This is a genomic window from Pseudomonas sp. R4-35-07, from assembly GCF_003852235.1.
Lineage (GTDB): Bacteria > Pseudomonadota > Gammaproteobacteria > Pseudomonadales > Pseudomonadaceae > Aquipseudomonas.
This window is the reverse complement of record NZ_CP027732.1, coordinates 3,511,016-3,524,567: the sequence shown is the minus strand read 5'-3', so window position 1 is coordinate 3,524,567 and position 13,552 is coordinate 3,511,016. Positions and strand designations below refer to the sequence as shown.

General features: G+C 61.1%; 15 protein-coding genes. 5 read left to right on the top strand and 10 right to left on the bottom strand.

Annotated elements, in window-relative coordinates; translation table 11 throughout:
- Complete coding sequence (locus C4J89_RS16065) at window positions 1–1,617, bottom strand: NADP-dependent glyceraldehyde-3-phosphate dehydrogenase (protein WP_124414989.1); 1,617 nt, start codon at window positions 1,615–1,617, stop codon at window positions 1–3.
- A 138-nt stretch (window positions 1,618–1,755) separates the two neighbouring features.
- On the opposite strand from C4J89_RS16065, the gene C4J89_RS16060 reads away from it, so the two are divergent.
- Window positions 1,756–2,637, top strand: coding sequence for a Dyp-type peroxidase (locus C4J89_RS16060; protein ID WP_124363309.1), 882 nt, complete (start codon window positions 1,756–1,758; stop codon window positions 2,635–2,637).
- A 134-nt stretch (window positions 2,638–2,771) separates the two neighbouring features.
- Window positions 2,772–4,145, top strand: a complete 1,374-nt coding sequence (locus C4J89_RS16055; protein WP_124363308.1) for an MFS transporter — start codon at window positions 2,772–2,774, stop codon at window positions 4,143–4,145.
- Here the strand turns inward: C4J89_RS16055 and C4J89_RS16050 are convergent.
- On the bottom strand, window positions 4,140–4,649 hold the full coding sequence (locus C4J89_RS16050; protein ID WP_124414988.1) for a DUF3087 family protein: 510 nt from the start codon (window positions 4,647–4,649) through the stop codon (window positions 4,140–4,142). The genes C4J89_RS16055 and C4J89_RS16050 overlap by 6 nt on opposite strands.
- A 114-nt stretch (window positions 4,650–4,763) precedes the next feature.
- Here C4J89_RS16050 and C4J89_RS16045 point away from each other — a divergent pair, with 114 nt between their 5' ends.
- Window positions 4,764–4,943 carry a hypothetical protein gene (locus tag C4J89_RS16045; RefSeq protein WP_124363306.1) on the top strand — a complete coding sequence of 60 codons (180 nt, stop codon included), beginning with the start codon at window positions 4,764–4,766 and terminating at the stop codon, window positions 4,941–4,943.
- A gap of 14 nt (window positions 4,944–4,957) precedes the next feature.
- Window positions 4,958–5,155, top strand: coding sequence for a DUF6021 family protein (locus C4J89_RS16040; RefSeq protein WP_124367427.1), 198 nt, complete (start codon window positions 4,958–4,960; stop codon window positions 5,153–5,155).
- A 43-nt stretch (window positions 5,156–5,198) separates the two neighbouring features.
- Here C4J89_RS16040 and C4J89_RS16035 read toward each other — a convergent pair whose 3' ends face one another.
- Entirely contained in the window at window positions 5,199–5,435 is a 237-nt protein-coding gene (locus C4J89_RS16035) for a DUF6555 family protein (RefSeq protein WP_124363304.1), read from the bottom strand.
- 252 nt (window positions 5,436–5,687) lie between these two features.
- Between C4J89_RS16035 and C4J89_RS16030 the strand changes: the two genes are divergently transcribed.
- Complete coding sequence (locus tag C4J89_RS16030; RefSeq protein ID WP_124414987.1) at window positions 5,688–6,440, top strand: outer membrane beta-barrel protein; 753 nt, start codon at window positions 5,688–5,690, stop codon at window positions 6,438–6,440.
- A gap of 229 nt (window positions 6,441–6,669) precedes the next feature.
- Here C4J89_RS16030 and C4J89_RS16025 read toward each other — a convergent pair whose 3' ends face one another.
- The 7 genes from C4J89_RS16025 to nuoI form a co-directional block, all read right to left on the bottom strand.
- On the bottom strand, window positions 6,670–6,984 hold the full coding sequence (locus tag C4J89_RS16025) for a DNA-binding transcriptional regulator (protein ID WP_124414986.1): 315 nt from the start codon (window positions 6,982–6,984) through the stop codon (window positions 6,670–6,672).
- 279 nt (window positions 6,985–7,263) lie between these two features.
- Window positions 7,264–8,727: an NADH-quinone oxidoreductase subunit NuoN gene (nuoN, locus tag C4J89_RS16020; RefSeq protein ID WP_124367423.1), complete on the bottom strand. Its 1,464-nt coding sequence runs from the start codon at window positions 8,725–8,727 to the stop codon at window positions 7,264–7,266.
- 7 nt (window positions 8,728–8,734) lie between these two features.
- Window positions 8,735–10,267 (bottom strand): NADH-quinone oxidoreductase subunit M, encoded by a 1,533-nt coding sequence (gene nuoM / locus C4J89_RS16015; protein ID WP_124414985.1) that lies wholly within the window; start codon window positions 10,265–10,267, stop codon window positions 8,735–8,737.
- A 55-nt stretch (window positions 10,268–10,322) separates the two neighbouring features.
- On the bottom strand, window positions 10,323–12,176 hold the full coding sequence (gene nuoL / locus C4J89_RS16010) for an NADH-quinone oxidoreductase subunit L (RefSeq protein ID WP_124414984.1): 1,854 nt from the start codon (window positions 12,174–12,176) through the stop codon (window positions 10,323–10,325).
- On the bottom strand, window positions 12,173–12,481 hold the full coding sequence (nuoK, locus tag C4J89_RS16005; protein ID WP_003174727.1) for an NADH-quinone oxidoreductase subunit NuoK: 309 nt from the start codon (window positions 12,479–12,481) through the stop codon (window positions 12,173–12,175). The genes nuoL and nuoK overlap by 4 nt, the downstream gene beginning before the upstream one ends.
- Window positions 12,482–12,483: 2 nt before the next feature.
- Window positions 12,484–12,987 carry an NADH-quinone oxidoreductase subunit J gene (nuoJ, locus tag C4J89_RS16000; RefSeq protein WP_065884950.1) on the bottom strand — a complete coding sequence of 168 codons (504 nt, stop codon included), beginning with the start codon at window positions 12,985–12,987 and terminating at the stop codon, window positions 12,484–12,486.
- Between the two features lie 9 nt (window positions 12,988–12,996).
- Window positions 12,997–13,545 carry an NADH-quinone oxidoreductase subunit NuoI gene (gene nuoI, locus C4J89_RS15995; RefSeq protein WP_003174725.1) on the bottom strand — a complete coding sequence of 183 codons (549 nt, stop codon included), beginning with the start codon at window positions 13,543–13,545 and terminating at the stop codon, window positions 12,997–12,999.
- Window positions 13,546–13,552: the final 7 nt, after the last annotated feature.

The following is a 13,552-nucleotide window of genomic DNA, read 5'->3' as shown; positions in this document are numbered from 1 at the left end:
TTAGAAAATGTAGTCGGTGCTGATGAAGCTCGAGTCACGGTTGCGCAGGATATCGCTGAGCAACGCCTTGTTGCTCTCCTGGAACTTGGTCGCGACCAAGGTGCGGATCGAGAACACACGCAGCGCGTCATGTACCGACAACGTGCCCTCGGCCGAGTTCTTGCGCCCGTTGAAGGGGAAGGTGTCCGGCCCGCGTTGGCACTGGGCGTTGATATTGATCCGGCCGACCTGGTTGGCGAAGGTATCTACCAGGCGTCCGACCTCGACGGGGTTGGTACCGAAAATGCTCAACTGCTGGCCGAAATCCGAGTCCAGCACGTAGTCGATTACGGTATCCAGGTCACGGTAGGGCACGATCGGCACCACGGGGCCGAATTGTTCTTCGTGGTACACGCGCATCTGCGGGTTCACCGGGTACAGCACCGCCGGGTAGAAGAACGACCCACGGCGGGTGCCACCATTGGCATTCACCACCCGGGCGCCGTGCTGTGTGGCATCGGCCACCAGGTCGTTGAGGTAATCGACTTTGCCCACTTCCGGCAGCGGGGTCAGCGCCACGCCGTCATCCCAGGGCATGCCGGGTTTCAAGGTGGCCAGCCTGGCGTTGAATTTTTCGATAAAACTGTCGACCACCGCCTCATGCACAAACAGGATTTTCAACGCGGTGCAACGCTGGCCGTTGAACGACAGCGAGCCGGTGAGCGCTTCGCTGACCGCGTTATCAAGGTCGACTTCGGGCAACACGATGCCGGGGTTTTTCGCATCCAGGCCCAATGCGGCGCGCAGGCGGTGGGGTTTTGGATGCAGTTTTTTCAGGTCGCTGGCGGCTTTGTTGGTGCCGATGAAGGCAAAGATATCGATCTTGCCGCTGGCCATCAGCGCGCTGACGGTTTCGCGGCCGCTGCCGTAGATCACGTTGATCACCCCGGCCGGGAAGCTATCGCGGAACGCTTCCAGCAACGGGCGGATCAACAGCACGCCGAGCTTGGCCGGCTTGAACACCACGGTATTGCCCATGATCAGTGCCGGGATCAGCGTGGTGAAGGTCTCATTGAGCGGGTAGTTATATGGCCCCATGCACAGCGCCACGCCCAGCGGTACGCGGCGGATTTGTCCCAGGGTGTCCTGTTCCAGTTCGAAGCGGCTGCTGCGCCGGTCGAGTTCCTTGAGGGCGTTGATGGTGTCGGTGATGTAGTCACAGGTGCGGTCGAACTCTTTCTGCGAGTCCTTGAGGTTCTTGCCGATCTCCCACATCAGCAGCTTGACCACCGCGTCGCGCTGTTCGCGCATGCGCCGCAGGAAGGCTTCCACATGCTGGATGCGCTCGGCCACGCGCAGGGTCGGCCATTCACCCTGGCCCCGGTCATACGCGCGCACGGCAGCGTCGAGGGCGGTGAGGGCGGTCTCGGCATCCAGCAGCGGGGTACTGCCGATGTGCACGCGTTCATCGCCAAGTTGCACCGGGCTTTGGATACGCGCCAACGGGCCATTCCACACCCGCAACTGGCCGTCGACCAGATAATCACGCTGTTCAATCGGCGCGCCTAGGCGAAACGCCTCGGGAATGTCGGCGGTGGAGGCGGGAAACAACTGGGCGAGCAGGTTACTGGTGGTCATGGCGCTACCCCTGGAATAGTTGCAAAACATGACTAGAGAGTCACCCATACCGAGGCTCTGTGGCAAGGCTTGCGCGCTTTCCCCTGCGCATTCCGGGTGCTTCGGGATAAACTGCGCGGCTTTCTTGAAGGAGTTCACATGAGTCAGTACCAGCCGGGCATTCTTGCCGCACCGGTGCCGTTGCAGGCACGCCATCTGTTTTTTGCCATTGAGTCACCGCAGGCCTTGCCCGCTGCGCTGGACGCACTGGTGCAGTTGACGGATTCCGCGGCGGTGGTCGGTCTCGGTGAGCCGCTGGTAAACGCATTGGGTGCACGCATCGCAGGGCTGCGTAGCTTCCCGGCCCTCAGCGGCCCGGGCGCGCATAACCCCTCTACCCAGCAGGCCCTGTGGGTATGGCTGCATGGCGTGGACCGGGGAGAATTGTTGCTGCGCAGCCGCGCGTTCGAAAAAGCCCTGGCGCCGGCGTTGCGCCTGGTACAAATGACCGAAGGCTTTCGCTACAAGACCGGTTTCGACCTGACCGACTACGAAGACGGCACTGAGAACCCTCACGACGACGCGGCCGTTGAAGCGGCCCTGACGGACAGCGGCGCCAGCTTCGCCGCTATCCAGCAATGGCAGCACGACCTCGACGGTTTCGCCGCGCTACCGGCCCAGGAGCGCGACCACATCATCGGCCGCCGCCATGGCGACAACGAAGAGCTCGACGACGCCCCCCAATTTGCCCACACCAAGCGCACCGCACAGGAAAGCTTCACCCCGGAGGCCTTCGTGGTGCGTCGTTCGATGCCATGGGCCGAGAACGGCCAGGCGGGGCTGATGTTTCTCGCGTTCGGGCATTCCTTCGATGCATTCGAAGCGCAACTGCGCCGCATGAGTGGCCTGGAAGACGGGATTGTCGATGGCTTGTATCGCATCAGCACACCGTTGACCGGTGGCTACTACTGGTGCCCGCCGTTGAAACAGGGGCATTTGGACCTGAGCGCGATTACCCCGGCTACGCCGATCCACAGGTGACAGCTTGCCCCCTGAAGCCCGGGCCAGGCCTGGCCTCGGCGAACATGAAAAAATTGACAGCCACGCCAATGACCGCTGAAAAAAATCCGCACTGGCCGTAATCTAAGCGCCCTTGCCACCCGTGCGGATTGTTCATGTCTTCTGTTGCCGATGGGCTGCCCCTCAATAAACGCTTGCCGGCCGTGATTGCCCTGTCCTTGGGCATCGGCATGGCGACCCTCGACACCGCCATCGTCAATACCGCCTTGCCGACTCTGGCAGAGGGTATTGGCACTGACTCGGCTTCGGTGATCTGGGTGGTCAACGCCTACCAGTTGGCGATTGTCGCGACGGTGCTGCCGTTCGCGGCGCTGAGCGATGTACTGGGGCATCGCCGCGTGTACCTGGGCGGGTTGCTGCTGTTCATTGTTTCGTCGTTGTTGTGCGGGCTGGCCGATTCGCTACTGACCCTGACCGCCGCACGGGTGGCGCAGGGCCTGGGGGCGGCGGCGCTGATGAGCGTCAACACCGCGTTGCTGCGGCATATCTACCCCGCAAACATGCTCGGGCGTGGCCTGGGCTATAACTCGCTGGTGGTGGGGCTGGCGTTTACCTTGGGCCCGACCGCTGCGTCGGCGATCCTTTCGGTCGCCACCTGGCACTGGCTATACCTGATCAATGTGCCGTTGGGGCTGCTGGCCCTCGGCTTGGGTCTGCGTTCGTTACCCGTGCTGCCAATCATGGGTCACGCTTTCGACCGCTTGGCGGCGCTGTTGTGCGCAGGCTTGTTCGCCTTGCTGGTCTTGGGACTGGGCGCCGCCGTGCATGGCGCACAGGGCGCGCTGACCCTGGGGCTGATCGCGCTGGCGCTGGTGTTCGGCGCGTTGCTGCTGCGCCGCGAGGCCGGGCACCCGGCGCCGATGCTGGCGGTGGATTTGTTCAAGCGCCCGGTGTTTGCATTGTCTTCGTTGACGGCGATCTGTGCCTTCAGTGCCCAGGGGTTGGCCTTTGTGGCGCTGCCGTTTCTGTTGCAGACGACGCTGGGCCACAGCCAAGTGGAAACTGGTTTTCTGATGACACCGTGGCCGGCCGTGGTGGCGGTCATGGCCTTGATCGCAGGGCGCCTGGCCGATCGCGTGTCACTGGGCCTGCTGTGCGGCATTGGCTTGTTGATGCTCAGCGTCGGCATGGCCGCGCTGGCCACCTTGGGCACTGACGCCTCGGCCTTCGAGATCGGCTGGCGCATGGCCCTCTGCGGCGCCGGTTTCGGCTTTTTCCAATCGCCCAACCTCAAGGCCTTGATGACCAGCGCACCGTTGGCTCGCAGCGGCGGGGCCAGTGGTATCGTGGCGATCTCGCGGCTGCTGGGGCAGACGTTGGGCGCATCGTTGGTAGCGTTGTGTTTTCATCTGTTCGTGGACAGCGGCCCGCAATACGCACTGTGGCTGGGGTGCGTGTTCGCGCTGGCCGGGGCCGTGGCCAGCGGCCTGCGTTTATTGCCCTATAAACGCACGGATCAGCCTTTATAGCTGTAGCCACGCCGGATCGAGGCGGGTTTGTCCGGTATCGATGCCCAGTGCCTGCATTTTCGCCGCATGCGCGTCGATCTCATCGGCCAGTTGCGCCTGGGCGCTGGAGTTGGCATCCAGGGCATGCATCTGCGTCAGGCCCAGGTGGTAGAAGCGCAGCAGCTTGATCGCGCTGGGGTCATTGGCCTGGACCCGTTCGCTGACCTTATGCATCACATTGGTCACGCTCATCAGGCTACGCTTGAGCTGCCAGCCGTATACCGCCGGCGCCAACCACGCCTGGTTCCAGAACGGGCCGCGTACCAGGGCGACGGTGATCAATACCCCGGCAAACACCCCGCCGACATTGAAGCGTAAGTTATCACCGCCCGGTTCACCGAACAGCATCACCGCCAGGCTCGACAGCAACATCGCCAGAGCCAGGAACACCACAGCGACGATCAGCGTGCTGCGGCGGGTCTGCTGCCGGTAGACAGCGGGGTCACAAGGTTTGAGTTCGAACATTCGGGTCGGGCCTCCAGCACGGGAGGGCATCTTCTCATGCTTGAAGCAATCAAGTTGAACGATGGCCACAAGGGGTTCCTCTAAATCCATGAAGTCCCCATGAGGTAAGCCATCATGTCCGAACACAAGCAACCGCCGCCTGGCACCCCCGATCCTGATCGCACGCCCGGTGAAGAGGAGCGCGATAACGATGCACTGCGCCCTAATGACCCGGCGGAACGTCAAGACAACGACGACGTGGAACGGGTCGAACACGACCTGGAAAACCTTCACGACAAAGCTCGCCCGCTGTAAGCAAGGAGGTCTTCATGAGTAATCCCCCGAACGGTCCGCGTTCCGACGAACACGCCAGCGGTAACGATGAGTTGGGGTTCGACCCTGACTCGCCTGACCTGGCTGACCCGCAGGTCGACCCCGTCGGCCCGGCCATCGCGCCGCTGGACAAGCAAAAAGAGCAGCCGGAAAAAAAGCCGCCCTACGATCCGCTGGGCGACTTGAAGAAGTGAACCAGGCCCCGCACTTTGCGGGGCTTTGTTTATTTGGTTGGGTTTATTTTGGAGGGTTCCAGCTCACGTCAGTGATGCCGTACTTTTCAGCCCAGGGCCGGGTGGTTTTCTTTACTTGCTCGTGCCCCACGCGGCCGATGCGGCTGACGTGCGCGATGTCGGCATCGACGGCCGCCCAATGCCAGGCTTCGGTGCTGTTCATCACCTCGGCGCGTACCACGAAAGACTTGGGTTTACCGTGCAGTTGATAGTGGATGGTGTAGATCTTAGCGGTACTCATGTTGCCTCCCTGTCTTGTTATAGGTGGATAGGTAGGCGCGCGGAAAGGTTCATTCAAAATCACAATTCGCAGCGGCACTTGCGCGGGGACTTGAACACCGGGGCCGGCCCGATAGCGAAGAGTATTGAACTAGAGCCTTCGCTGAACCGTTTTTTGTCCATTTTGGTGCAAATCCGTTCGAACTTTTTGCAAGCGCCAAGGTTCGAACCGATTCCTGAATACTTTGCCCACTCAAAAATGGAGATGTAAACGATGTCCAAACTATTCGGAAAATTTCTCAAGAACACCTCGTTGCTGGCCCTGGTCGCCGCGCCAACCGTGGTGTTCGCTGCGCCGTCCACCGACCCGATTTCCACCTTCGGGATTCTCGGCAGCTATAACGACTTCAAACTTGAAGGCGGTAGCGAAAGCGACAAGGAGCACATGCCCGAGGCGGGCCTGTTCTATAACTTCGGCAACAAGCTCACCGCTGAATCCGGCTTTATCTACCAGGCCGGTATCGAAGCCAAGTACGGTGAGAAAAGCGACAACAAACTCAAGGAAGGCCAGGCCGACCTCGACCTCGGCTGGCGTGCCGCGCTGGATGCGCGCAACTTTGTCGATGTGATTGTTGGCGGTGGCTACACCTGGACCCGTTATGAGCCGGACACCAATGGCTACGACATGAAGCTCACCAACAAATCGCCGTTCGCTAAGGCGGCCCTGGGCTACAACCACCAGTTCGATGACATGACCCTGCGCGTTGAAGCCGGCGCCCGTCATACCATCGATGGCCGCGCCAAGCTCAAGGTCGACGGCATCGGCAGCGACAGCGTGGACCTCAAGGACCGCACCAACCCATACGCCGAAGTAAGCCTGCTGATGAACCAGAAGGGCGACCTGCCGGTGATGGCGGGCCTTTACTACACCCGTACCGAGTACAAGCTCGATGACGACTCCTATGTGGCCGACAATACCAAGCTCAAGCGTGATGAGTATGGCTTCAAGGTCGGTATCGCGTTCTGACGCTGTAGCCCTGTAAAAAAACGCCCCGAACTGTCGGGGCGTTTTTTTTTGCAGCTGTTTCAGATCAGCCCAGTTGATCGTTCCCCCGCTCCGCGTGGGAATGCATCCCGTGACGCTCCGCGTCACCCTTGCGCAAGTGCCGGATCTTGCGCTTAAAGCAGGACGCGGAGCGTCCCGGGTGGCATTCCCACGCAGAGCGTGGGAACGATCATGTGAACCAATTTGCAGGTCAGCCCAGTGCCGCCAGTTGCGCCACGGTCTCGGGAAAACGCGCCACCAGTCGTATCAACGTGACCGCCTGTGCATTGGGCTTGGCCCGGCCTTGTTCCCAGTTCTCCAGGGTGCGGGTATTGGTGCGCAGATACATGGCGAATACCGAGCGGGAGAGGTTGAGTTGCTGGCGCACTGCGATTACTTCTTCAGCGGTGAGCGGCGCCAGCTTGTTGAGGCGGACTTTATGGGTGCGCAGGGTGATCTTGCCCTGGCGTTCTTCGGCCAGGGCGTCGAAGCCTTCGATTAGCTCTGAAGCGGTATTGCGAGTCATAGTCGCTCCTACGTAGATTGCGTATGAGCGGGTCACTCTAAAAAAGGAAGTTGGGACCGTATGTCAGACGGAGTTGTGTATTAGGTAAGACGCTTCTGTAGCGCCCGTCCAGGCGCCTTCGCGGGCAAGCCCACTCCCACATTTGGAATGCATACCCCTGTGGGAGTGGGCTTGCCCGCGAAGACGATAGTGGTTGCGCTGCATCTCTAATGTGTTCCCCCTGAAACGCAAAAACGGCGCCCGAAGGCGCCGTTCTGTTTACTGCATCAACTTAAGCGATCAAACCCCCAGCACCGCATGCTGCACCAACGTCAGCAACGGTTGCGGGTACACGCCCAGGAAGAAGGCGAGCAGGGCGATGGCCAGCAGCATCACGCCGCCAGCCTTCTGTTCCCAATGCAGCTCGGCATCCACACGGCGCAGATTCGGCTCGATCAGGTACAGGGTGACCATCACGCGCAGGTAGTAGAACACGCCGATGGCGCTGCCCAGGACCAGGGACGCGACCAGCCACCACTGGTGGGCCTCGACGCCGGTGGCGACGATGTAGAACTTGCCGATAAAGCCGGCAGTCAGCGGGATACCCGCCAGGGACAGCATCATCACGGTGAGTACGGCGGTCAGGTACGGACGGCGCCAGAACAGGCCGCGGTATTCGTACAGGGCGTCGGCGTCACGGCCTTTGTATGGCGAGGACATCAGCGTAATCACGCCGAATGCGCCAAGGCTGGTGATCACGTAGGTGACCAGGTACACGCCGATGGCCTCCACGGCCAGGCCTTTGCTCGCCACCAGGGCGATCAGCAGGTAGCCGAAGTGAGCGATGGACGAGTAACCGAGCAGACGCTTGAGGTTGTTCTGGGTCAGCGCCAGCAGGTTGCCGAACAGGATCGACGCGATGGCGATCACAGTCAGTACATTGCTCAGCACGCCGGTATTGGCGGCAGGCGAGATCTGGAACAGACGCACCATCACCGCAAACACGGCCACTTTCGATGCAGTGGCCAGGAATGCGGCCACAGGCGCCGGGGCGCCTTCGTACACGTCCGGGGTCCACAGGTGGAACGGCACCAGCGACAGCTTGAACGCCAGGCCGATCAGCATCATCGCCAGGCCCAGTTGGGCAATCGGCGCAGGGCTGTTGGTGGCGGCCAGGGCGTGGCCGATACCGGTGAAGCTCAAGCTGCCGGCTTCGGCGTAGAGCAGGGCCATACCGAACAACAGGAACGCGGAACCGGCAGCGGACAGCACCATGTACTTGATGCCGGCTTCCAGGGAGCGCTTGTTGAAGAAGGCGTAGGCCACCAGGCCGTAGGTCGGGATCGACAGCAGCTCCAAGCCGATGAACAAGCCGGCCAGGTGCTGCGCGCTGACCAGCACGATACCGCCGGCCGCTGCCAACAGGATCAGCAGGTACAGCTCTTCCTTGTTGCCTGGGTACCCGGTGCCGCCTTCGCCGAGGTAGGCGTGGGCGAGGGTGACGCAGGCCAGGGTCGCGACCAGGATCAGCGCGATATACAGCAGCGCGAAGTCATCGACCATCATCAATGGCGTGACCGCCAGTGGTGCGACCTTGAGGGCCGGGATGATCGACAGCAGGGCCAGGTTCAACCCGGCGCAGGACAGCAGGAACGTTTGCGAATGATTGCGGCGCCAGGCGATCGCCAGCATCACCACCACGATGGTGAGGCTGGTGATCAGCAGCGGCGCAAGCGCGATAAAGTGTTGGATCGTGAATTCCATAGCGCTCTTACCGGGCCGAAGCGAGTTGAGAGAAGGCGGTGCCGAACCATTGCTGCACGCCATGCATCGTTGCGGCAGAAGTGTCCAGGAACGGCTGTGGGTATACGCCGATGTAGATCAGCAGTACCGCCAGGCCGAGCACCATGATCAGTTCGCGCGCATCCATCCCTTGCAGGACGGTGTCGGACTTGGCCGGGCCGAAGTAGGCGCGGTGGATCATGATCAGCGAGTAGACCGAACCGAACACCAGGCCGGAGGTAGCAATGGCGCTGATCCACGGCGTCTGTACGAAGGCACCCATCAGGATCAGGAACTCGCCGATGAAGTTACCGGTACCCGGCAAGCCCAGCGATGCAGCGGCGAAGAACAGGCTGATTGCCGGCAGGTACGCGATGCGCGACCACACCCCACCCATTTCACGCATGTCACGGGTGTGCAGGCGCTCATACAGCTGGCCACTCAGGATAAAGAGTGCAGCGGCCGAGACACCGTGGGCCAACATCTGGATCACCGCGCCCTGCAGCGCCAGTTGGCTGCCGGAGTAGATGCCGATCAGTACGAAACCCATGTGGGAAACGGACGAGAAGGCGATCAGACGCTTGATGTCGGTTTGCGCGAAGGCCAGGAACGCACCGTAGAAGATCCCGATCAGACCCAGGGTCATGGCGATCGGCGCGAACTCGGCCGAGGCATTCGGGAACAGCGGCAGGGCGAAACGCAGCAGGCCGTAGGCAGCGGTTTTCAGCAGGATACCGGCCAAGTCCACGGAGCCGGCGGTCGGCGCCTGGGCGTGGGCGTCAGGCAACCAGGAGTGGAACGGCACCACCGGCAGCTTCACCGCGAAGGCGATGAAGAAGCCCAGCATCAGCACGTACTCGGTGGTCAGGGACATCTTGGTTTTCAACAGGTCGGTGTAGTTGAACGTGATCACGCCCGTGCTGTTGAAGTTGACCAGGACTAGACCGAGGATCGCCACCAACATGATCAGGCCGGAAGCCTGGGTGAAGATGAAGAACTTGGTCGCCGCGTAGATCCGGGTTTTTTTGCCGTCCGAAGAACTGTGACCCCAGAGCGCGATGAGGAAGTACATCGGCACCAGCATCATTTCCCAGAAGAAGAAGAACATGAACAGGTCCAGCGCCAGGAACACGCCGACAACGCCGCCCAGGATCCACATCAGGTTCAGGTGGAAGAAGCCCACGTGACGCTGGATTTCTTTCCAGGAGCAGAGTACCGAGAGGATACCCAGCAGGCCGGTCAGCAGGATCATCAACAGCGACAGGCCGTCGAGGGCCAGGTGCACGTTGATGCCGAAGCGCTGGATCCATACGTGCTTGAATTCAAGCGCGAAGGTCGGATCGACACCCGGAGCGGGGGCGAATGAATAGTCGCCATGGGCCCACAGCCAGAGGCCGAGTGCGAGTTCCAGGGACATGGTCAGCAACGCAATCCAGCGGGGGAGGGTGGCGCCGAAGCGTTCACCCATCCAGCAGAGCAGGCCGCCGATAAAGGGGATCAGGATTAGCCAGGGCAGAATCATGACGGGCTCGTTTCCTTTCGCAAGTTCGCAAAGTACGCAGTGCACTTAAACATAGTCAGACCGCTACCACGACGATGGCGCCGATCACCAGCACGGCACCCACTGCCATGGACGCCGCATACCAACGCAACTGGCCGGTCTCGCTGCGGCTCAGGGCGGTGTGACCGGCCTTGGCGGCGCGCGGGATCAAACCGATGGTCTGGTCGAGCGGGTCTTTGCGCAGCACGTGGCTGATCGCAAGGTAAGGTTTGACGAACAGTTTGTCGTAGATCCAATCGAAGCCCCAGGCAGCGAACCACCAGGCCGACAGGAACCGGCCGATACCGCTGTTGGCAACGGCGGTGACGAAGCGACGCTTGCCGAGGAACAGCAGGGCCGCCAGCAGGATACCGGCGATGGCAATGGCGCCGGAGGCGATTTCCAGGCTGTGCTTGTCGGCGCCGCCGGCATGGCCGACGCTTTGCGGCAGTACACCGGCCAGTGGCGGAGTGATCAGGGCGCCGATGAAGGTCGACAGGATGATCAGCACCGACAGTGGCAACCAGTGGGAAATGCCGTGGCCTGCGTGCGCTTCGGTCTTGGCTTCACCGTGGAAGGTGATGAAGATCAGGCGGAAGGTGTACAGCGAGGTCATGAACGCACCCACCAGGCCTGCGTACAGCAGGTTCTGGTTACCGCTGGCAAAGGCTTCCCAGAGGATTTCGTCTTTGGAGTAGAAACCGGCAGTCACCAGCGGCAGCGCGGCGAGCGCGGCACCGCCAACGATGAAGCTGGCGTAGGCCAACGGCAGTTTCTTCCACAGGCCACCCATCTTGAAGATGTTCTGCTCGTGGTGGCAGGCCACGATCACCGCACCGGAAGCAAGGAACAGCAGGGCCTTGAAGAAGGCGTGGGTCATCAGGTGGAAGATCGCCGCGTCCCAGGCGCCAACGCCCAGGGCCAGGAACATGTAGCCGATCTGGCTCATGGTCGAGTAGGCGAGGATACGCTTGATGTCGGTCTGCACCAGCGCGGCGAAGCCGGCCAGTACCAGGGTCACGCCACCGACGATGCCTACCAGATGCAGGATGTCCGGCGCCAGGGTGAACAGGCCGTGGGTACGCGCGATCAGGTAGACACCGGCGGTGACCATGGTTGCCGCGTGAATCAGTGCGGAAACCGGGGTAGGACCGGCCATCGCATCTGCCAGCCAGGTTTGCAGCGGCAGTTGCGCGGATTTACCCACGGCGCCGCCCAGCAGCATCAGGGTGGCCAGGGTGATCCAGAAATCGCCGACCTGGAATTTCTGCGGCGCCAGCACCAGCAGTTCCTGGATGTTCAACGTGCCCACCTGTTGGAACAGGATGAACAGGCCGATGGCCATGAACACGTCGCCGATGCGGGTGACGATGAAGGCCTTGAGTGCCGCGTTACCGTTGTTGCGGTTGCTGTAGTAGAAACCGATCAACAGGTACGAGCACAGGCCCACGCCTTCCCAGCCGAAGTACAGGAACAACAGGTTATCGCCGAGCACCAGGAACAGCATGCTGGCGATGAACAGGTTGGTGTACGAGAAAAAGCGCGAGTAGCCCGCTTCACCGCGCATGTACCAGGACGCGAACAGGTGGATCAAAAAGCCTACACCTACCACCACGCCGAGCATGGTGATCGACAGGCCATCGACGTAGAGGGCGAAGTTGGGCTTGAAGCCTTCCACCGACATCCACTGCCACAGCACCAGGGTGTAGTGACCGCCTTCCGGCGGCGCCACGTTGAATTGCCAGATGACGTAGGCAGCCACAATGGCCGACAGGCCAATCGAGCCGACGCCGATCAGGGCCGAGAGGTTTTCCGACCAGCGTCCGCGAGAGAACGACAGCAGCAGGAAACCGATCAGGGGAAATACGAAAGTCAGAAAGATCATGTTCATCCGCGCATCTCACTGGCAGCGTCGATATCAAGCGTGTGGAAGCGACGATACAGTTGCAGCAGGATCGCCAGGCCGATACTGGCCTCGGCGGCTGCCAGGCTGATCACCAGGATGAACATGACTTGTCCATCCGGCTGGCCCCAACGCGCACCCGCCACGATGAACGCCAGTGCGGCAGCGTTCATCATGATTTCCAGGCTCATCAACACGAACAGAATGTTACGGCGAACCATCAGGCCGACCAGGCCAAGGCAGAACAGGATGCCGGCAACCGCCAGACCATGCTCCAAAGGGATAGCAGGCATCGTCATTGCTCCTTGGCTTCGTTGCGGCCCAAGTGGAAGGCAGTGATGGCTGCGGCGAGCAGCAGCATCGACGCCAGTTCGACTACCAGCAGGTACGGGCCGAACAGGCTGACGCCCACGGCTTTCGCGTCTACGGTGGTGTGGCCGATGGCCTGGCCGCTCTGGTGAGCGAACAGCACATACAGCAGTTCACCCAGCAGCAGCGCTGCCAGCACGACCGGGCCGAGCCAGATGCCGGGCTTGAGCCAGACGCGCTCCTGGGCGACCGAGGCCGGCCCCAGATTAAGCATCATCACCACAAACACGAACAGCACCATGATGGCGCCGGCGTAGGCGATCACTTCCAGCACACCGGCGAACGGTGCGCCGAGGGCGAAAAAGGTCATGGCCACGGCGATCAGCGAAATGATCAGGTAGAGCAGGGCGTGCACGGGGTTGGTGTTGGTGATCACGCGAAGCGTGGACACCACTGCAATACCCGATGCGAAATAGAAAGCGAATTCCATCTTTCTTCCTTAAGGCAGCAAGCTCTTCACGTTGATCGGCTCGGCTTCGTTTTGTGCGGCGCCCTTGGGCTTACCGGCAACGGCCATACCTGCAACACGATAGAAGTTGTAATCAGGGTTTTTACCGGGACCGGAAATCAAAAGATCTTCTTTCTCGTACACCAGGTCCTGACGTTTGAACTCGGCCATCTCGAAATCCGGTGTGAGCTGGATCGCGGTGGTCGGGCAAGCTTCCTCGCAGAGGCCGCAGAAAATGCAGCGCGAGAAGTTGATACGGAAGAAGTCCGGGTACCAGCGACCGTCTTCGGTTTCAGCTTTCTGCAGGGAGATACAACCCACCGGGCACGCCACGGCGCACAGGTTGCAGGCTACGCAACGCTCTTCGCCATCAGGGTCGCGGGTGAGCACGATGCGGCCGCGATAGCGCGGCGGCAGGTATACCGCTTCTTCCGGGTATTGCAGGGTGTCGCGTTTGCGAAAGCCGTGACCGAATACCATCACCAGGCTTCGCAACTGGGTACCGGTACCCTTAACGATGTCGCCAATATATTTGAACATGGGTCAA

What these genes read in the sequence shown, in the direction of transcription:
- C4J89_RS16065 (WP_124414989.1), bottom strand. Translation starts at nt 1,617, where the DNA reads ATGACCACCAGTAACCTGCTCGCCCAGTTGTTTCCCGCCTCCACCGCC.
- C4J89_RS16060 (WP_124363309.1), top strand. Translation starts at nt 1,756, where the DNA reads ATGAGTCAGTACCAGCCGGGCATTCTTGCCGCACCGGTGCCGTTGCAG.
- C4J89_RS16055 (WP_124363308.1), top strand. Translation starts at nt 2,772, where the DNA reads ATGTCTTCTGTTGCCGATGGGCTGCCCCTCAATAAACGCTTGCCGGCC.
- C4J89_RS16050 (WP_124414988.1), bottom strand. Translation starts at nt 4,649, where the DNA reads ATGTTCGAACTCAAACCTTGTGACCCCGCTGTCTACCGGCAGCAGACC.
- C4J89_RS16045 (WP_124363306.1), top strand. Translation starts at nt 4,764, where the DNA reads ATGTCCGAACACAAGCAACCGCCGCCTGGCACCCCCGATCCTGATCGC.
- C4J89_RS16040 (WP_124367427.1), top strand. Translation starts at nt 4,958, where the DNA reads ATGAGTAATCCCCCGAACGGTCCGCGTTCCGACGAACACGCCAGCGGT.
- C4J89_RS16035 (WP_124363304.1), bottom strand. Translation starts at nt 5,435, where the DNA reads ATGAGTACCGCTAAGATCTACACCATCCACTATCAACTGCACGGTAAA.
- C4J89_RS16030 (WP_124414987.1), top strand. Translation starts at nt 5,688, where the DNA reads ATGTCCAAACTATTCGGAAAATTTCTCAAGAACACCTCGTTGCTGGCC.
- C4J89_RS16025 (WP_124414986.1), bottom strand. Translation starts at nt 6,984, where the DNA reads ATGACTCGCAATACCGCTTCAGAGCTAATCGAAGGCTTCGACGCCCTG.
- nuoN (WP_124367423.1), bottom strand. Translation starts at nt 8,727, where the DNA reads ATGGAATTCACGATCCAACACTTTATCGCGCTTGCGCCGCTGCTGATC.
- nuoM (WP_124414985.1), bottom strand. Translation starts at nt 10,267, where the DNA reads ATGATTCTGCCCTGGCTAATCCTGATCCCCTTTATCGGCGGCCTGCTC.
- nuoL (WP_124414984.1), bottom strand. Translation starts at nt 12,176, where the DNA reads ATGAACATGATCTTTCTGACTTTCGTATTTCCCCTGATCGGTTTCCTG.
- nuoK (WP_003174727.1), bottom strand. Translation starts at nt 12,481, where the DNA reads ATGCCTGCTATCCCTTTGGAGCATGGTCTGGCGGTTGCCGGCATCCTG.
- nuoJ (WP_065884950.1), bottom strand. Translation starts at nt 12,987, where the DNA reads ATGGAATTCGCTTTCTATTTCGCATCGGGTATTGCAGTGGTGTCCACG.
- nuoI (WP_003174725.1), bottom strand. Translation starts at nt 13,545, where the DNA reads ATGTTCAAATATATTGGCGACATCGTTAAGGGTACCGGTACCCAGTTG.